This window comes from Streptomyces sp. NPDC046909, assembly GCF_040644695.1.
Taxonomy (GTDB): Bacteria; Actinomycetota; Actinomycetes; order Streptomycetales; family Streptomycetaceae; genus Streptomyces.
Window position 1 is genome coordinate 197,065 of sequence record NZ_JBEYXC010000014.1, and the last position, 18,432, is coordinate 215,496.

At 71.9% G+C, this 18,432-nt stretch carries 15 protein-coding genes; 9 read left to right on the top strand and 6 right to left on the bottom strand.

Features of this window, described 5'->3' with window-relative positions:
• The first annotated feature begins 33 nt into the window (after window positions 1-33).
• The 3 genes from ABZ928_RS37830 to ABZ928_RS37840 are packed head-to-tail and all read left to right on the top strand — an operon-like array spanning window position 34 to window position 5,880.
• Window positions 34-3,219 carry a BTAD domain-containing putative transcriptional regulator gene (locus tag ABZ928_RS37830; RefSeq protein ID WP_361528900.1) on the top strand — a complete coding sequence of 1,062 codons (3,186 nt, stop codon included), beginning with the start codon at window positions 34-36 and terminating at the stop codon, window positions 3,217-3,219.
• A complete protein-coding gene (locus ABZ928_RS37835; protein ID WP_361528902.1) occupies window positions 3,216-4,475 on the top strand; it encodes a PLP-dependent aminotransferase family protein in 1,260 nt (419 codons plus the stop codon). The genes ABZ928_RS37830 and ABZ928_RS37835 overlap by 4 nt, the downstream gene beginning before the upstream one ends.
• 49 nt (window positions 4,476-4,524) lie before the next feature.
• Complete coding sequence (locus ABZ928_RS37840) at window positions 4,525-5,880, top strand: MFS transporter (protein ID WP_361528904.1); 1,356 nt, start codon at window positions 4,525-4,527, stop codon at window positions 5,878-5,880.
• A gap of 3 nt (window positions 5,881-5,883) precedes the next feature.
• Here ABZ928_RS37840 and ABZ928_RS37845 read toward each other — a convergent pair whose 3' ends face one another.
• Window positions 5,884-6,972 carry a twin-arginine translocation signal domain-containing protein gene (locus ABZ928_RS37845; RefSeq protein WP_361528906.1) on the bottom strand — a complete coding sequence of 363 codons (1,089 nt, stop codon included), beginning with the start codon at window positions 6,970-6,972 and terminating at the stop codon, window positions 5,884-5,886.
• Between the two features lie 249 nt (window positions 6,973-7,221).
• On the opposite strand from ABZ928_RS37845, the gene ABZ928_RS37850 reads away from it, so the two are divergent.
• A complete protein-coding gene (locus tag ABZ928_RS37850) occupies window positions 7,222-8,019 on the top strand; it encodes an alpha/beta hydrolase (RefSeq protein WP_361528908.1) in 798 nt (265 codons plus the stop codon).
• Between the two features lie 128 nt (window positions 8,020-8,147).
• The gene (locus ABZ928_RS37855; protein WP_361528910.1) at window positions 8,148-9,428 is read left to right on the top strand and encodes an MFS transporter; all 1,281 of its coding nucleotides are present in this window, start codon (window positions 8,148-8,150) and stop codon (window positions 9,426-9,428) included.
• On the opposite strand, the gene ABZ928_RS37860 is transcribed toward ABZ928_RS37855, so the two are convergent.
• Window positions 9,400-10,716, bottom strand: coding sequence for a hypothetical protein (locus tag ABZ928_RS37860; protein ID WP_361528913.1), 1,317 nt, complete (start codon window positions 10,714-10,716; stop codon window positions 9,400-9,402). The genes ABZ928_RS37855 and ABZ928_RS37860 overlap by 29 nt on opposite strands.
• 113 nt (window positions 10,717-10,829) lie before the next feature.
• On the opposite strand from ABZ928_RS37860, the gene ABZ928_RS37865 reads away from it, so the two are divergent.
• Entirely contained in the window at window positions 10,830-12,074 is a 1,245-nt protein-coding gene (locus tag ABZ928_RS37865) for a molybdopterin-dependent oxidoreductase (RefSeq protein ID WP_361528916.1), read from the top strand.
• 345 nt (window positions 12,075-12,419) lie between these two features.
• On the opposite strand, the gene ABZ928_RS37870 is transcribed toward ABZ928_RS37865, so the two are convergent.
• From ABZ928_RS37870 to ABZ928_RS37880, 3 genes are all read right to left on the bottom strand, one after another.
• The gene (locus ABZ928_RS37870; protein ID WP_361528919.1) at window positions 12,420-13,160 is read right to left on the bottom strand and encodes a class I SAM-dependent methyltransferase; all 741 of its coding nucleotides are present in this window, start codon (window positions 13,158-13,160) and stop codon (window positions 12,420-12,422) included.
• A gap of 94 nt (window positions 13,161-13,254) precedes the next feature.
• Window positions 13,255-13,875 (bottom strand): DUF2064 domain-containing protein, encoded by a 621-nt coding sequence (locus ABZ928_RS37875; protein ID WP_361528922.1) that lies wholly within the window; start codon window positions 13,873-13,875, stop codon window positions 13,255-13,257.
• Window positions 13,872-14,558, bottom strand: coding sequence for a glycosyltransferase family 2 protein (locus ABZ928_RS37880; RefSeq protein ID WP_361528925.1), 687 nt, complete (start codon window positions 14,556-14,558; stop codon window positions 13,872-13,874). Before ABZ928_RS37880 ends, ABZ928_RS37875 begins: the two co-directional genes overlap by 4 nt.
• Window positions 14,559-14,661: 103 nt before the next feature.
• Here ABZ928_RS37880 and ABZ928_RS37885 point away from each other — a divergent pair, with 103 nt between their 5' ends.
• Window positions 14,662-15,372: a response regulator transcription factor gene (locus tag ABZ928_RS37885; protein ID WP_361528928.1), complete on the top strand. Its 711-nt coding sequence runs from the start codon at window positions 14,662-14,664 to the stop codon at window positions 15,370-15,372.
• Window positions 15,373-15,378: 6 nt separating this feature from the next.
• Complete coding sequence (locus ABZ928_RS37890) at window positions 15,379-16,491, top strand: HAMP domain-containing sensor histidine kinase (protein WP_361528931.1); 1,113 nt, start codon at window positions 15,379-15,381, stop codon at window positions 16,489-16,491.
• A 39-nt stretch (window positions 16,492-16,530) separates the two neighbouring features.
• On the opposite strand, the gene ABZ928_RS37895 is transcribed toward ABZ928_RS37890, so the two are convergent.
• Window positions 16,531-17,532, bottom strand: coding sequence for an NAD-dependent epimerase/dehydratase family protein (locus tag ABZ928_RS37895; RefSeq protein WP_361528934.1), 1,002 nt, complete (start codon window positions 17,530-17,532; stop codon window positions 16,531-16,533).
• A 124-nt stretch (window positions 17,533-17,656) separates the two neighbouring features.
• Between ABZ928_RS37895 and ABZ928_RS37900 the strand changes: the two genes are divergently transcribed.
• Complete coding sequence (locus ABZ928_RS37900; protein ID WP_361528937.1) at window positions 17,657-18,385, top strand: flavodoxin family protein; 729 nt, start codon at window positions 17,657-17,659, stop codon at window positions 18,383-18,385.
• Window positions 18,386-18,432: the final 47 nt, after the last annotated feature.

An 18,432-nucleotide genomic window follows, 5' to 3' on the forward strand; every position in this document is an offset into this window, starting at 1 on the left:
TGGTCGGGCCGTGAGTGGGGGGTAGGGGTGGGAATGGCTTCCTCCGGCGGACATCTGCGTCTGCAGATTCTCGGTCCGTTGCGGATCTGGCGGGACGGCGTCGAACTGGACACCGGACCTCGGCAGCAGTCGTATCTGCTCGCGATCCTGCTCGCCCGCGCGGGCAGGCCGATCAGCACGAGCGAGTTGGTCGACCTGATCTGGGCCGAGGACGTCCCCGCGTCGGCGGTGAACATTCTCCAGAAGTACGTCGGTGCGTTGCGACGGCTGCTCGAACCCCTGCTGCCCGCCCGCGAAGCCGGATCGTTCCTCCAGCGGCGCGGCAATTCCTACCTCTTCACCGTGGGCACCGCCACGCTGGACCTCGTCGGCCACCGAGATCTCGTCGATGCCGCCAGGGCCGCGCTGACCCGGCACGATCACGAGGCGGCCCTCGACCACTACGTCGAGGCGCTCGGGCTCTGGCACGGTTCGGCGGGCGACGGCATCGCCGACGGGACGAGCGCCGCGACGGTCTTCGCCGCGCTGGACAACGAGTTCTACGACGCGTGCACGGCGGCGGCGGAGCTCGCCGTGTCGACGGGCCGGCCGGAGCGGGTGCTCGCGGCGCTGCAACTGGCCGCGTCGATGGCGCCGTTCAACGAACCCGTGCTGGCCGCGCTCGTCGGTGTGCTCGGCGCCATGGGACGCCAGGCGGAGGCACTGGCGGTGTTTCGGCAGGTCCGCGACCGGCTCGCCGACGAACTCGGCATCGACCCGGGGCCGGCGCTGGAGGACGCACAGCGGCGGATTCTCACGCAGTCGCAGGCGTCGCCGTCGGCGCGAGAGACGGGCGAGCCGGGCGACGCGGGCGAGGAGGTCGGACGGACCACGGCGGCCACGTTGGTCGGCCGGACCGAGGAACTCGCCACGCTGCGGCGCATCGTGGAGCGCGCACTCGCCGGGGACACCGCGATCGGCGTCGTCGAAGGCGAACCGGGCGCGGGCAAGACCCGGCTTCTGGAGGAGGCCGCCGCCGAGGCGGGCAGGCTGGGCGCACTCACCGTCTGGGGCTCCTGCCTGGAGGGCGACGGGACACCGGCGATGTGGCCGTGGGAGCAGGCGCTGAGCCAGGTCGTTCGCAGTCTGCCCGCTTCGGTGAGCGAACAGTGGCTCACCGGCGGCTTGGGCAGCCTCCTCGCGGCGCCGGACGACTCGGCCCGTGAACTCCCCGACGGCAACGCCCAGTTCCGGCTGTTCGAACAGGTCGTCGCCCTCGTCGCCCAGGCCTCGGCGCGGCGGCCGACACTCCTGATCCTCGACGACCTCCAATGGGCCGACGCCACCTCCCTCCAGCTGTTGCGGCATCTGGCGGGGCGACTGCCCCAAGGCACCGCGATCGTCGGCGCGTTACGCGACCGCGCTCCCACGCTCAGCGCGGACCTTTCCCGGGTGCTGGCCGCCGCCAGCCGGCGGCCCGGTCATCGCAGATTCCGGGTCGGCCCGCTCGGTCCGGCCGACGTGGCCGCACTCATCCGCCACGAGGCCGGTCAGGATCCCGGCGACGCCGTCGTCCGCGCCATCCACGCCCGCACCTCCGGCAATCCGTTCTTCGTCCGTGAACTGTCCCGGCTGCTCAGCGGAGTTGGCGCGATCGGCGACGGCGACACCTCCGCGGCGGCCGGGGTTCCGTCCACCGTCCATGACGTCGTCCGCGACCGGATGGCCGGGCTCGACGACCGCGCCCGCGACCTGCTGCGGGTGGCCGCGGTCATCGGCCGCGACGTCGACCTCAGGCTGCTGTCCCGCGCCACCGGTGTGGAGGTCGCCGACTGCCTCCAACGCCTGGAGCCACTGCACACGCTCGGGCTGCTCGAACCCGGGCCGCAGGACCCGTCCGCGCTCCGCTTCGCGCACGACCTGGTGCGCGAGTCGGTCTCCGAGACCGCGTCGAAACAGCAGGTCATCCAGTTGCATCTGCGCGTCGCGGACGCGCTCGAACAGATCCACGCCGACGACGAGGACGTCGCCGAACGCCTCGCGTACCACCTGTGGGCCGCCGGCCCCCTCGCCGAGCCCGCGCGCACCGCCGAGGCGCTGATCCGCGCCGGTCGGCGCGCGGCCGCCAAACTCGCCTTCGAGTCCGCCGACCGGCAGCTGCGCTCCGCCGTACAGGTCACCCGGGCATCCGGACTGATGGAGCTGGAGTTCTCCGCCCTCACGCTGCTCGCCATCGTCATCCGACGGCAGTCGGGGTACGACGCCTCGACCTTCGATCTGCTGGAGCGGGCCGAATACCTGGCCCGCACCCTCGGCCGGGAGGCGGAGGCCGCCGACTTCCTCTTCATCCGTCTGATGGGCGCCTACACCTCCATTGAGAACGGCCGCGGGCAGTTGGCGCGCCGCATGCACGAACTCGGTCAGGCGTCCTCCGCTCCGGCAGTGCGACGCTACGGCCGGCAGGCCTGGGGTCTGCATCAGTGGGACATCGGCAACATCGGTGAGGCGTACCGGGCCTTCAGCAAGGAGGATGTCGCGCCCGCCGAGGGCACCCTCGCCCCGGACGAAGAGACGCCGCTGCGGCGGGACGGCAGCATCCCCGGGGAAGGACCCGGCTGGCGGGCCGTCATGACCGCGCTGCACGGTGATGTCGACACGGCGCTGGCCTTCGTCGACACCTGGGACACCCCGGGGGACCCGTACGCGGCCTCGGTCTGGGTCTATTACACGACCATGATCGCTTCCATGGCCGGGGACGCCGAGACGGCACGGCGAGCGGGCGAGCGGTGGGTCGACGCGGGCCTTGCGCGCCTCGGCGCCCAGATCGACCACTACATCCGGCAGAGCTGGTGCTGGGCCCGCGCCCTCACCGGCGAGGATCCGGCCGGCGCCGCGGCCGAGGCCGAGGAACTCCTGGCCGCCCACCTGCTCGATCCGCCGCAATGGGGCATTGCCTATCACTACGCACTGATCGCCGAGATGTGGCTGGCCGCCGGATCGCCCGATCGGGCCGACGCCGCTCTCGACCGCGCCGACCAGGCCCTGTGGGACTACGGCCAGCGGTACGCCGAAGGGCTGCTCCTGCTGCTGAAGGCGCGCCTGCTCCAGGCCCGCGGCGCACCCCTCACCGCCGTCCGGGCCGCCGCCGAACGCGCCTACACGCAATCCACCGCGTGCGAGGCGCACCTGTTCGCCCGTCGCGCCGAACAACTCCTCTCAGGTCCCGGAGGCACTGCATGACCCCAGACCCCGAGGAACAGAACGGGACCCCAGACCCTGAGGAACAGAACGGGACCCCAGACCCTGAGGAACAGAGCGGGCTGACAGCCCTGGCCCGCGGACTCTCGGCGCCGAAGGGCTTCGTCGACGCAAGCCTGGCCGCCCCCGCCGCCGGGACGATTCGTCTGCTGGGCGGCATCCCCGCGCCCGCCGCTCTCCCGGTCGAGGCGATCGGCCAGGCATCGGCGTGGCTGTGGCAGGACGCCGACGCCGCGATCGCGAGCCTGCAATACGCTCCCGCGCGCGGATCGGGCGCGCTGTGCGACTGGATCGCGAAACGGGAGGGCGTCGACCCGAGCCGGATCGTGGTGACGAACGGGGGCATGCACGGCCTCGCACTGGCGGTGCTGACCGTGGTCGAGCGCGGGGCCACCGTCGCGGTGGACGACCCGGTGTTCCCGGGTTTCCTGTGGGCCCTGGAGGTGTCGACGACGCGGATCCTGCCGGTGCCGGTCGTGGCCGACGGCTTCGACGTCGAACACCTCGCCCGGCGGCTCACCACCGGCGCCCGGATCGCCGCCGCCTACACCGTGCCCGACTTCCACAACCCCGCCCAGGTCAGTCTCTCGGCGCCGAAGCGGCGGGCACTGATGGAGCTCGCCGAGCGGTACGGCTTCTACGTGATCGTCGACGATCCGTACCGCGAACTGCGCTTCGGCGGTCAGGACCAGGGCGTCGAGGTCTTCCACGCGTCGGATCGGGCGATCCACGTCAACACCTTCACCAAGACCCTCGGGCCCGGCTGGCGCGTGGGCTGGCTGGTGCTGCCGGACCACCTCGTGGACCCGGTGACGCGACTGCGCAACCGCCTCGACGTCCATACGTCCTCGGTGACCCAGGCGATCATCGAACGGCTGCTGACTGATGACGCCCATCTTTTCGACCGGATCGTGCGCGGCGCCACCGCCCTGTACCAGGAGCGCGCGGGCGCCCTGATCGACGCCCTGCGGGAACAACTCCCGGGCGCCCTGGACGTCGTAGCCCCGGAAGGCGGGTTGTTTCTCTGGCCGCGGCTCACCGACGACGGTGTGGACCCCGCGGCGCTGTTCCGGCGTGCGGCCGCCCACGGCGTGATCTACCAGCCGGGCGAGTACTTCGCCGCGGACGCGACGGACCCCCGGCAGCGGTCCTCGGCCCGGCACCTGCGCTTGTCCTACAGCGACCGCACTCCGGAGGAACTGCGGGAGGCCGTACGCCGGTTGGCGCTGGCCTTCTGAGGACGCACACGAGCAACGACCTGTGGTGAACACTCCCTGGAGGCAGCTCATGACCGACGTTCGACTTCCCCTGCGCGCACTCGTCCCGTTCGCCGCCGGTTCGGTCGGCATGGGCATCTGGGTCACCGTGCCGGGCATCTTCCTGCTGTACTTCCTGACCGACGTCCTGGCCGTGCCGCCGTCCGTGGCGGGTCTGGCGCTGCTGGTGCCGAACGTCGCCGACATCGTGACGCACCCCTGGGTGGGCCGGATCTCCGATGCCGGTCTGGCCCGGTCCGGCCACCGCCGTCGGCTGATGCTGGCCGGGTGTGTGGTGGTGCTCGCCTTCGTGGCACTGTTCGCCGTGCCGCCGGACCTGCACGGCACGACCGCCGCGATATGGGTCGCGGTGGCACTCGTCGCCGGCAACCTGCTCTACTCGCTCTACCAGGTGTCCTACCTCGCCACACCGTCCGACCTCGGCATCGGCTACCACGAGCGGACCCGCCTCATGGGCTACCGCAATGTCGTGATCACCGTGAGCGTCCTGCTCGCCGGAGTGGCCGCGCCGGTAGTCGCCGGCGACGATCCGGGCGTCGGCGACTACACGAGAATGGCCCTGCTGCTCGGCGCGGTCATGCTCGCGGCGATGCTGGTCGGCATCACGGGCGTCGCCCGCCTCAACCGGGCGGCACCGGGCACCCCGGCCGACCCGGGACACCGGGGCGGACTGCTCGTGGCGCTGCGCGACCGGCACTTCCGCGCGCTGACCGCGTCCTATCTGACCGTCGCGATCACGATGAACCTGGTCCTGGCCGCCATGCCGTACTTCGCCGAGTACGAGCTGGGCCGCGCCTCGCTCACGACCGTGCTCATCGCGGCGTTCATGGCGCCGGCCGTCCTGACGACACCGCTGTGGGTCCTGGTGGCCCGGCGTCTCGGCAAACAGCGCAGCCTGCTCGTCGCCCAGACCGCGTTCGTGGCCGGCTCGTTGGTGCTGGCCCTGGGCGCCGCGGCCGGGCTGCCCCTGCTGATCGCCGCCGTGGCCGTGCTGGGCGTCGCGTTCGCCGCGATGCAGCTGATGCCGCTGTCGATGATGCCCGACGTCATCGCCGCAGCCGGGCCGGCCGGAGCCGCCAGCGCGGGCAGCTACACCGGGGTGTGGACCGCCGCCGAGGCCACCGGCGGCGCGTTGGGGCCGTACGTCTACTCGGCCTGCCTGGCCGTCGGCGGGTTCGTGGCCAGCAAGGCGGGCGAGCACGCCACGCAGTCCTCCGGCGCGCTGGCGGCCGTACGCTACGGCTTCACCCTGGTACCGGCCGCGCTCATGACGATCGCCATCCTGCTGCAACGCCGCTACACCTTGGACAAGGGCGCCCACACCGCGGCGCCGAGTGCCGTCGCCGCGGAAAAGGCAGTGGGGTGACGGTCAGGGGGGCCACTGTGAGGTCACTTGGTCCTTGAAGAACACGCTGGCCTCGAACTGGACGGGGCTGGTGGTGGTGATCTTGGCGGAGAAACCGAAGGCGAGTCGCGGCCCACTGGAGGACCGCCAAACGGCTATGCCCTGGGGCTCGCGTCCGGGCAAGGAGGCGCCGGCCGTGGTCGGGAATTTCCAGCGGTACGCACTTCCAGGGTCGTTCATGTCGATGCATACGATGTACGAGGGCGGGCTGGGGTCACTGCTGGTGGGTGGTCCGCCGAAGAGCAGGTAGGCGAATTGCCCGTATGCGGTGATGCCCTGGAACTGGTCGCTTTCGTTCAGCCCGAGTTGGGCGTTGGTAGGAATGGCCCGCTCCAGCAGGCGCTTGGAAAGGACACCCGAGGACAGCACCTCGGACAGGTCGAACAGCGCCAGACGCCAAGGGGTCGTCGTTCCCATGTACCGAATGAGAAGCCGGTTGTTGTAGGGATCGATCGCCGGACGAGGACAGTCGAGGAAGGTCGCGACGTCCATCCGGAACACCCCGAGATACTGCCCGCCGCGATTGAAGTAGTCGAGGTCGCCGCCGTCCCTGTACTTGAAGCGGGTGATCACGTGACTGTTCGACGGCTCGGGCGGCGTGGCATGGGGATTCGAGCTCTCCCAGTCGCCTGCCACCCAGATGTAGGGAGACCCGTCGGTGTCGGGCTCGACCCCGATGGACGAGCCGTGGTCGAACGAGTGAATTGCCATGGCCCCGAGCACATTGCCCGAGAGGTCGGTTCTCGTCACCCACAGATCGCCGGTGGTACTGCCCACTTTGGTCTGCACGAAGTAGATGTGCCCGTAGACGTGATCGTAGGCGAACGACTGCATCGCCCAGTAGGGCTGGTGAAGCGTCTGCCGCCAGACGGGATTACCGCCGCTCCCGTCGAGTTTGAAATGCAGGGTCGGATCCACCACGGCATCGGCTGTTCCCGCCGCGGACAGGGAGAGTCCTCCGGTTGCGGCGGCGACGGTCAACGCCGCGCTGCCACGAAGGAATGCGCGCCGGTTCGTGTCGTGTCTGCCGCTGTCGTGGGTTATGTCGCTCACATCATCACCCTCCAGGTCGCCTGACAGAATTTGATCAAACTAGCAGTCAGATCGCTGTGAGAGGAGTGAAAAGGCTGAACTCGTGAGAGGTGCGCGGGCAGCGCCCGGTGTGTGCCCGGCCTGCCCAAAAGCGTGCTTGACAACGACGGAATTGCCGCCCGGATATGTGTTCAGTGTTCGTCAAGATGCCGGTTTTACGCTGACCCGCGATCGCCACTGAGAACAGCGGATATCGAAGGGGACACAGCGATGACGACAACTCGCCGGGGACTGTTGGCCGGATCAGCCGCGGTCGTGGTGGGCGCCGCACTCGACGCGCCCGCCGCGCAGGCACACACCGGAAGCGGCGGCGGCCAGAAGCCCACCGTGGTACTCGTGCACGGGGCGTTCGCCGACGCCTCCGGCTGGAACGGGGTCGCCTCCCGGCTCATCCGCGACGGCTATCCGGTCATCGCCCCGCCCAACCCCTTGCGTAGCGTGGCCTCCGACTCCGCCTATCTGGCCGGGATCCTCGCCACGCTCAGCGGCCCGCTCGTCCTCGTCGCGCACTCCTACGGCGGGATCGTCGTCACCAACGCCGCGACCGGCAACCCGAACGTGAAGGCGCTGGTGTACGTGGCCGCGTTCGTACCCGATCAGGGCGAGACGTTGCTGGGTCTCCAGACGAAGTACCCGGGAAGCAGGCTCAGCGAGGCGGCGCTCGACTTCCGCCCCTACGGAGAGGGCCTCGTCGACGGCTACATCAAGAAGGAGTTCTTCCACGACGTGTTCGCCGGGGACCTGCCGAAGGCAACCACCGACCTGATGTGGGCCGGCCAGCGGCCGGCGGACGTGCGCACCCTCGGGGAGCCGTCCGGCGCCCCGGCCTGGAAGACCATTCCGTCCTGGTACCTCGTGGGCCGCGACGACCAGGTGCTGCCGCCGGCGGCGCAGCGGTTCATGGCGGCCCGGGCCGGCGCCCACACCTTCGAGGCCGACGCCTCCCACGTCGCGATGATCGCGCGGCCCGCGGCGACGGCCGCCCTCATCAAGCGCGCAGCACGCTGACACCACCGAGCCGGCAACGCCGAGACGAGGGGATGGCGTTCGAGAGCCGGGAGCGGGCGATGGCGGCACCGACCGTGCTGCCCGCCCTGCTCCCCGTCCAACCGACCCTTCTGCCAAGGATGTAGACGATGCATCAGCGCGCATACGACAGCCAGTGCGTGGCCGAGGAGAAGCGGCACACCACCGCGAAGTCACCCATCAGGAACCCGAAACTGACCTTGTTCGCCCTCGCGTTGGGCACCTTCGCGATCGGCGCAGGCGAGTTCGGCAGCAACGGGATCATCCAGTTGTTCGCGGACGATCTGGGGGTGTCCGTTCCGGTCGCGACCTACGCGATCACCGCGTATGCCGTCGGGGTGATGATCGGTTCACCGGCGATCACCCTGCTCGCCGCCCGGGTCAACCGGCGCACGCTGCTGCTCGGCCTGATCGGGCTGTTCGTGGTCGGGAACGGGCTCTCCGCCCTGGCGTCGGACATCACGCTGTTCGTCGTCTTCCGGTTCGTCGCGGGCAGCGTGCAGGGCGCGTTCTTCGGCGCCGGGGCCGTCGTCGCCGCGTACGTGTACGGGCCGGGCAAGGGCGGCAAGGCGTTCGCCACCGTGATGGGAGGGCTCACCGTCGCCACCATCGCCGGGTCGCCGCTCGGCACCTTCATCGGCCAGCACGCCGGCTGGCGCGCCATGTACGGGACCGTGGTCGTCGTCGGCCTGCTCGCCGGGGCCGCCCTGCTGGCCTGGCTGCCGCGCACCGACGACCTGCGCGGCAGCTCCCTCACGGGCGAACTGGGCGCCCTCCGGCGGCGGGGCGTGTGGCTGATGGTCGCCGTCGCGGCGCTCGGCATCTCCAGCATCTTCGCCGTCTACACGTTCATCGGCCCGTTCGTCACCGACGCGGCGCGGCGGGACGCCTCGCTCATCCCGATCGCGCTCGCCGTCTTCGGCCTCGGCATGGCGGTCGGCAACCACGTCGGCGGACGGGTCGCCGACCGGTACGAGAGCCGGGGACTGATCCTGGGCTACGGCGGCGCGCTGGGGTTCCTGGTGCTGATCGGCGTGGCGGGCGCCCACCTGGTGGTTCTGCTGCCCTGTCTGTTCGCCGTCGGCGCGACCATGATGTTCGCCATCCCCACCATCCAGGTCCGGTTGACGAGCTTCGCACCGGACGCCCCGACCCTGATGGGAACGCTCAACCTCGCCGCCCTCAACCTGGCCAACTGCCTCGGCGCGATCGGCGGCGCGATCGCCCTCGACGCCGGCTGGGGCACCCTGTCGACCGTGTGGGCCGGCTTCGTCCTCACCACCGCCGGTCTGCTCCTGTACGTCACGACGGTCGCCCGGGTGAAGCCGGCGCCCGTACCGATGAGCAACGGCAGGCCCGGTGTCACCACCCGGTCCGCAGCAGGTGATTGACGAGCAGCGCGAGCACCGCCTGGGCGGCGAGCCACGCACGCGGGCGGGGGAGCAGGGCACAGGAGGGGAGCAGCCACATGACGAAGGGCAGCCAGATGCGTTCCGTCTCGGCCTTGCTCATGCCGGAGAGGTCGGCGGCGAGGAGGGCGAGGAGGGCGGCGGTCACGAGGAGGGGGAGGCGGAGGTCGATGCCGGGTCTGCGGAGCAGGGCCGCCGTCGTGCGGCGCAGGCCCGCGGCACCCGCCAGTCCCGCGATCAGTACCGTGCACGCCAGATTCGCCCACACCCAGTAGCCGTACGGGCGCACCCCGCCCGCGCCCTGGTAGTACCGCGTGACCAGCAGCCGGTACGCCTCCCACCAGTCGAACCCGGCGCGCGTGAACGCCGTCGGGACGACGGACAGCCCGGCCAGGAAGAGCAGGAGAAGGGCGACCGGCCGTTCCCGGACGCGGCGTCGGCCCAGCCACAGCACCGCCGCGCCGATGAGGGCGAAGAGTGTGAGGCCGTAGGAGAGGTAGCAGGTCAGTCCGGACAGCAGGCCCGAGCCGAGCGCCCACCAGACCGATCGTCCCGTGACCGCCAGGGCCAGCAGTGCCACCGCCCAGGCCGCCACCGCCGCGAAGTACGCGTCCGCCGATGTCCCCATCCACACCGCCGCCGGGGCCAGGACCAGGAACGGCGCCGCCCGCCGCGCGAGTTCCTCCCCGGCCAGTGCCCGCACCGCCACCAGCACCGCCACGCACGCCGTCGCGCCGACGACGACGCACCACATCCCGGCCCAGCCGCCGCCCCGCAGGCCGAGCCGGTCGAGGAGGACGAAGGTGAGGGTGGCGGCCGGAGGGTGCCCGGCGACATGGGCGGGCCAGTTGTCGGGGGTGTCGATGAGGATGTGCTGGGTGAAGTCGCGCAGGGTCGCCGGGATGTCGTGGAAGCGGTCGATGACCCGGAGGTATTCGCTGCGGGTGGTCAGCTGCTCGGCGATGCCCCGGCGCCAGCCGTCGATCAGGGCGAGGGAGAGGATCCAGGCCGTGGCCGTTGCCCAGGCGGTCGCCAGCAGGGCCCGCCACCGGAGGCGGGCCGCGAGTGCGGGGCCGTACGCCACGGTCGCCACCGCCACGAGGACGGCCAGGGGAGTGCCGGGGCCGAGGTGCGGGTCCCAGGTGGCGAGGACCGGGGGCCAGCCGACGCGGAGCCTGTCCTGGAGGGGGCGGCCGACCAGTGCGGCCACGACGACGAGGAGGGCGGCGGCCACGGCGGCGTACAGATCGCGGAGCTGGTCACGGGTCACAACGGCACGCTAGGCCGGGTGGCCGCACCCGGGCGGTCACCAGGGCCGGACGTCAGCGTTTCGTCATGGGTCGCGGACCCTTTCATGGGCTGATCCGGACCTACGGTCGAGCCATGACACGGTCGCCCTTCTCACCCGGCTTCTGGCGCAGCCCGCTGCGCGGCCCCCGGTTCACCTCGGTGCTCGGCCTCGTGCTGCTCGTCGGGATCACCGTGCTGTTCCTGACCGGCCTGGTCTCGTACGCCGCCTACAACCCGGACCTCTCGCCGGTGAACGACAAGACCCCGGACAAGGGGCTCCTCGGCTTCTATCTCTTCTCCTGGCCCACGAACCCGCACTGGCTGTACCGGCTCACCCAGGGCATCCACGTGACCCTGGGCATCACCCTGATCCCGGTGCTGCTCGCCAAGCTCTGGTCGGTCGTCCCGAGGCTCTTCACCCTGCCGCCGGCCCGCTCCCTCGCGCACGCCCTGGAGCGGATCTCGCTGCTCCTGCTGGTCGGGGGCGGGTTGTTCGAGTTCGTGACCGGGGTGTTCAACGTCCAGCTGGAGTACGTCTTTCCCGGCTCCTTCTATCCGCTGCACTTCTACGGGGCGTGGGTGTTCTTCACCGCGTTCGTCGCTCACGCGGTCCTGAAGACGCCCATGGCGTGGCGCAACCTGCGGCACCTGCGGCACCTGCGGCACTCGCAGGAGGAGCGGAACGACCTGGTGTCCCAGGACCCGGCCGAACCCACCGTCTCCCGGCGCGGCGCCCTGTGGTTCGTCGGAGGCGGCTCACTGCTGCTGTTCGCCACGACGGTCGGCCAGAGCTTCGACGGTCCGCTGCGGCGCACCGCACTTCTCGCCCCGCACGGCTGGGCCGAGCCCGGCAGCGGCCCGAACGGCTTCCAGATCAACAAGACGGCCGCGTACGCCGGGATCGACGCGGCTGAGACGAGTACGGAGGCCTGGCGGCTGGTCGTCGTCGGGCGCGCGGGCACGGTCCGTCTCAGCCGCGCCGAGCTCCTCCAACTCCCGCTGCACAGCGCGGCGTTGCCCATCGCCTGCGTCGAGGGATGGTCGACGTCCGACCAGTGGTGGCGGGGCGTACGGCTGCGGGACCTCGCCGCACTCGTCGGCTACGACGACGGCGATCCGCCGGACGTGTTCGTGGAGTCCCTCCAGCGCCACGGCGCCTTCCGCCGCGCCGCCCTGCGCGCCAACCAGGTCGCCGACCCGCGCTCCCTGCTCGCCCTGTTCGTCAACGGCGAGGAACTGTCCCCCGATCACGGCCACCCGGCCCGTGTGATCGTGCCCGCCGCGCCCGGCGTGCTCAACACCAAGTGGGTGGCCCGGATGACGTTCGGAGACCTGTGATGCCTGTCCCGATGACGTGCGGAGACCTCTGATGCTTCCCCGGATCCCGGTCGGCAGCCCCTTCCAACTCCTGCTGCTCACCGCCTCGTTCGCGCTCGCCGGCTACGCGGGCGTACGTCTCCTCGCCGACGACTGGTTCGGTGTGGCGCTCTGGGTCGTGGGTGCCGCGCTGCTGCACGACCTCGTCCTGCTGCCGCTGTACGCCCTCGCGGACCGGGCGGTCGTACGAGGGCTCGGCGCGGCGGGCAGAAGGGAGTGGGCCCTGTACGTCCGCGTCCCGGCCGCCCTCTCCGGCCTCCTCCTTCTGGTGTGGTTCCCGCTGATCAGCGGGATGGTCGACCGGCGCTACCGCTCGGCCACCGCACTGTCCCCGGACGGCCTCCTCGCCCGCTGGCTGCTGATCACCGCCGTGCTGTTCGGTGTCTCGGCGCTGCTGCTGGCGGTCCGGGTGCGCAGGGCGACGAAGCGGCGGCCGCCGGCCGTCCATTGACGTACGGCACTCCACCGGGCCCGGTCCGCGTACCGGAGGAGGGCGGGGGTGCCGAGCCGCGCCCAGGGGAACGCGCCCCCGGGAGTGAGGGTGATGTCGACGACCTGCACCTCGGTGCGCTCGTCGACGTCCATGGGTGCGGTCTCGGCGATCAACAGGCCGCCGGGGGCGAGGAGTCGGGCCGTCCGGTCCAGCAGGGCGCGCGGATCGCCGCCGATGCCGACGTTGCCGTCCATCAGCAGGACGGTGTCCCAGCGGCCCTCGCCGGGCAGCGGCTCGAAGACCGAGCGGCGCAGTGCCTGGCCGCCGAGGCGCACGGTGTGCTCGACGGCGGTCTCGCTGACGTCGATGCCGAGGGCGGTGCGGCCCCGGGCGGCGAGTTCCGCGACCAGCCGGCCCGGTCCGCAGCCGACGTCCAGGACGGCGCCCTCGCAGTGGTCGAGGACGTCGAGGTCGACCGGGTCGGCGCGGGCGCACCAGCGTTCCACCTCCAGGGGCAGGAGCCAGCCGTCGGTGCGGCGCAGGAAGAGGGGGCCGCGGCCGGTGCGGAGGGCTGTCGCGTAGGGGGTGGCGGTGTCCCAGGCGGAAGTGGTCATCGGGGGTGTCCTCCGCCTGCGGGTTTGTTGTGGCTGGTCGCGCCCGCGCGGCGGCAGCCGCAGATTCGACACGGCCCCGCGCCCCTGAGGTGGCTCACCTGGTCCCGCTTTCCATCGCGCACCGGGCCAGCCGCCTCGCGAAGCCACCCCTCGGGACCAGAGCCGCCACCGCTTCCGCGTCCTCCGCCGTGTCGACGTCCCGCAGCCGCGGCAGGTCCCGCACCCGCAGTCCCGCGCTCACCAGCCGCTCGCGTTGCAGGGCCCCCGTCACCGGCGTCGACATGGGCACGCCCCGCAGCAGGGCGGGATCGGGCTCGGCCAGTCCGAGGGCCCAGAAGCCGCCGTCCTCGGCCGGGCCGAAGTACGCGTCGCAGTCGGCGAAGTCCACGGTGAGCAGCTCCGGCGTCACCTGTGGGGTGTCCATGCCGATCAGCAGGGCGGGCCCGGTGGCGCCCGCGAAGGCGTCCGCGAGCCGTTCGTCGAGACCGCCCGCGCACTGCCGTACGACGTCGAAGCCGGGCGGCAGCCAGGGGCCGGGCGTGCCGTCCAGGACGAGGACACGGCGGGTCGCGGGGGTGGCCGCGACCGCCCGCAGGGTGTCGGTGAGGGCCGCCTGCGCCAGGGCCGCCGCCTCCTGCGGGGTGAACGGCGGGGTGAGGCGGGTCTTGACCCGGCCGGGCAGGGGCTCCTTGGCGATGACGAGGAGAGTGGTCACCGGGCCGTCCCTTCGTTCAGGACCCGGCTCATGTCCCGTACCGCCTGCCAGGTGCCGCGCCAGGTGCCCGTCACCTTGGAGGCGCCGGTGCGGGGCAGGTACGGGACGTCGTGCTCGGTGATCCGCCAGCCCGCGTCGGCGGCGCGTACCACCATCTGGAGCGGGTAGCCGCTGCGGCGGTCGGTGAGGCCGAGGGCGAGCAGGGGCTCGCGGCGGGCGGCGCGCAGGGGGCCGAGGTCGTGCAGGCGCAGGCCGGTGCGGCGGCGCAGGAGGCGGGCGAGGGCGAGGTTTCCGGCGCGGGCGTGGGCGGGCCAGGTGCCGCGGCCGTGCGGGCGGCGGCGGCCGAGGACGAGGTCGGCGGCGCCGGCGCGGATCTCCTGGACGAACGGCTCCAGCAGGCCCGGGTCGAGGGAGGCGTCGCAGTCGCAGAAGCAGACGATGTCGGCGGTGGCCGCGGTGAGCCCGGCGTGGCAGGCGGCGCCGAAGCCCCGGCGGGGCTCGTGCACGACGGTGGCGCCGAGGGCGCGGGCGATGTCCGGGGAGCCGTCGGTGGATCCGTTGTCGACGACAAGGGCGCGCCAGCCCGCGGGGACGCGGGCCAGGACCCAGGGGAGGGCTTCGGCCTCGTCGAGACAGGGGAGCACGACATCCACGGTGTTCGTGTCGATGGTCACGGCTTTCACCCTACGAACGTGAGGCGGACATATCGGGCTCCGGCTCCTTACGAAACAGGGACGTCGAGAGCCGTGGGGGCCATCGGGGGCGGCGCGGTGCGACGCTGGACGCATGCAACAGTCGTACGAGGTCACAGGGCAGGCCGGGCGGGTGCTTGTCGTCGATGACGACCCCACGGTCGCCGAGGTCGTCGCCGGATATCTGGACCGGGCCGGATACACCGTGGACCGGGCCGACGACGGCCCGACCGCGCTGATCCGGGCCGCCGCGCACCGGCCGGACCTGGTGGTCCTCGACCTGATGCTCCCGGGCATGGACGGTCTGGAGGTGTGCCGCCGGATGCGTGACCACGGGCCCGTCCCGGTGATCATGCTCACCGCGCGCGGCGACGAGGACGACCGCATCCTCGGCCTGGAGGTCGGCGCCGACGACTACGTCACCAAGCCGTTCAGTCCGCGTGAACTCGTCCTGCGCGTGGAGTCCGTACTGCGCCGCACCCGGCCCGACACCGGCACCCGGCTGCTGAGCGCGGCTGGCCTGACTGTCGATCCCGCCGCCCGCCGCGCCACCAAGAACGGCATCGAACTCGCCCTCACCCTGCGGGAGTTCGACCTGCTCGCCTTCTTCCTGCGGAACCCGGGACGGGCGTATGCCCGGGAGGACCTGATGCACCAGGTGTGGGGCTGGGACTTCGGTGATCTGTCCACGGTCACCGTCCATGTCCGCCGGCTGCGCGGGAAGGTCGAGGACGATCCGGCCCGGCCGCGGCTGATCCAGACGGTGTGGGGCGTGGGCTACCGCTTCGAGCCGGAGGGGGAGTGAGCAAACATGCGTGACACCCTCCTCATCGCCCTGTTCGCCTTCCTGGGCGCCGCCGCGGCCGGGCTCCTCGGGGCCGGGGTGCTGTGGCTGCTGCGCCGTCGCTCCTTCACCGTGTCGCTGACCGTGGTGGCCGCGGTCGCCGTGACCGCGATGCTCGCCGGGACGCTGGCGGTGGCGCAGGCGATGTTCCTGTCCCGACACGACCTGAGCGTCGTGACGACCGTCGTCGCGATGGCCGCCGTGGTCTCCCTGGCCACCGCGCTGATACTGGGCCGCTGGGTCGTCGCCCGCAGCCGTGAACTGGCCGTCGCCGCCCGCTCGTTCGGCGACGGCGGCGACTTCTCCGCTCCGGACGGTCCGGCCACCGCCGAACTGGAGGACCTCAGCCGCGAGTTGGCGGCCACCAGCGCCAAGCTGGCCGAATCCCGGGACCGGGAACGCGCGTTGGAGACCTCCCGCCGGGAACTGGTCGCCTGGATCTCGCACGACCTGCGCACCCCGCTCGCCGGACTGCGCGCCATGTCCGAGGCGCTGGAGGACGGTGTCGCTGCCGACCCGGACCGCTATCTGAAGCAGATCCGCACCGAGGTCGAGCGCCTGAACGGCATGGTCGGCGACCTCTTCGAACTCTCCCGCATCCACGCGGGCGCCCTGCCCCTGTCACTGGCCCGGATGTCGCTCTACGACCTGGTCGGCGACGCCGTGGCGGGCGCGGCCCCGCTCGCCCGGGAGCACGGTGTGCGCCTGGTCGGCGACCAGGTGGCCGCGATCCCGGTCGAGGTCGACGGCAAGGAGATGAGCCGGGTCCTCGGAAACCTGCTGATCAACGCCATTCGCCGCACTCCCGCCGACGGCACGGTGGCCATCGCCGCCGAGCGTTCCCCGGACGGTGTGGTGGTGTCGGTGACCGACGGCTGCGGGGGCATCCCGGAGGCGGACCTGCCGCGCGTCTTCGACACCGGCTGGCGCGGCACGGACGCGCGCACCCCGCCGGCCGGGGCGGGCCTGGGCCTCGCGATCGTGCGGGGGATCGTCGAGGCGCACGACGGGAGGGCCACCGTGCGCAACATCCCGGGCGGCTGCCGTTTCGAGGTGGTGCTGCCCGCCGCCGCTTCGTGAACGCGAGCAGCACCACCGGTCCCGGACGCCCAGTGGTTCTCAGGTCCCCCGCATCCCGGCCCGCGCGAACTCCGTCATCCCCTCCTCGAACCCGACCTGCGGCTTCCACCCCAGCTCGGCCCGCAGCCGGGACGAGTCCGCGGTGATGTGGCGGACGTCGCCCAGCCGGTACTCGCCGGTGACGACGGGGGAGGGGCCACCGTGCGCGGCGGCGAGGGCGCGGGCCATCTCGCCCACGGTGTGCGGCTCACCGCTGCCGGTGTTGAACGCCGTCAGCGCCCCGCCACGCGCCCCGGCCTCCAGCGCGGCCACGTTCGCGGCGGCCACGTCCCGCACATGCACGAAGTCCCGCCGCTGACACCCGTCCTCGAAGACACGCGGCGCCTCGCCACGGGCCAGCGCGGAACGGAAGAAGGAGGCGACCCCGGCATACGGGGTGTCGCGGGGCATCCGGGGCCCGTACACGTTGTGGTACCGGAGCGAGACGGCCTGACCTCCCGTCACCCTGGCCCAGGCCGCCGCGAGGTGCTCCTGCGCGAGCTTGGTGGTGGCGTACACATTGCGCGGGTCGACGGGAGCGTCCTCGCCGACCAGGCCTGGGGAGAGCTCCGCCCCGCACACCGGGCACCGGGGCTCGAACCGGCCCGCGTCCAGATCGGCGACGGCGCGCGGCCCCGGCCGCACCACACCGTGGCGCGGGCACTCGTAGCGGCCCTCGCCGTACACGACCATCGACCCGGCCAGCACGAGACGCCGTACGTCGGCCTCGGCCATCGCGGCGAGCAGGACGGCCGTGCCGACGTCGTTGTGGGAGGCGTACTCCGCCGCGTCGGCGACGCCGTTGCCGAGCCCGACCATCGCCGCCTGATGGCAGACCGCGTCGACGCCGGCCAGGGCGCGGGCGACGGCCGCGGGATCGCGCACATCGGCGGCCGGGTCCTCGCGGACGTCGAACACGACGGGTTCGTGGCCGTGGTCCGTCAGCGCCTCGACGACATGGGACCCGATGAAACCGGCACCGCCGGTGACCAGTACTCGCATACGGCCACGCTAGGTCGGCGACCGTGCCGGGCGCCGCGACGCGGCGGGCACGTCATCACTCCGTAAGACGTTCCCGACGCGCCGCACCGGGACAAAGCGGGAAGGGCGCGAGACCCTGTCCGTCATGGAAACGACCCCTTCGCCTGCTTCCTACCGCTTCGACGACCTCACCGCCCTGTTCATCAACTGCACCCTCAAGCCGTCCCCGCAGCTCAGCCACACCCAGGGGCTGATCGACAAGAGCGCGGCGATCATGATGGACCGTGGGGTCACCACCTCCGAGATCCGGGCCGTCGACCATGACATCGCCCCGGGTGTGTATCCGGACATGACCGAGCACGGCTTCGCGGTCGACGAGTGGCCCGCGCTGTACGAGCAGGTGATGGCGGCCGACATCCTGGTCGTGGCCGGACCGATCTGGCTCGGCGACAACAGCTCCGTCACCAAGAAGGTCATCGAGCGGCTCTACGCCTGCTCCTCGCTCCTCAACTCCCAGGGCCAGTACGCCTATTACGGGCGCGTCGGCGGCTGTCTGATCACCGGGAACGAGGACGGCGTGAAGCACTGCGCGATGAACGTCCTCTACAGCCTCCAACACCTCGGCTACACGATCCCGCCGCAGGCCGACGCGGGCTGGATCGGTCCGGCAGGCCCCGGACCGTCGTACCTCGACCCCGGATCGGGCGGCCCGGAGAACGACTTCACCAACCGCAACACCGCCTTCATGACCTGGAACCTGCTGCACCTCGCGGCCCTGCTCAAGCGCTCGGGCGGCATCCCGGCCCACGGGAACCAGCGTTCCGAGTGGGACGCCGGCTGCCGCTTCGACGCGCCCAACCCCGACTACCGGTGAGGCCCGCTTCGGCCATGAGTCCCTTGTCACCCCCGGACGAACACCGG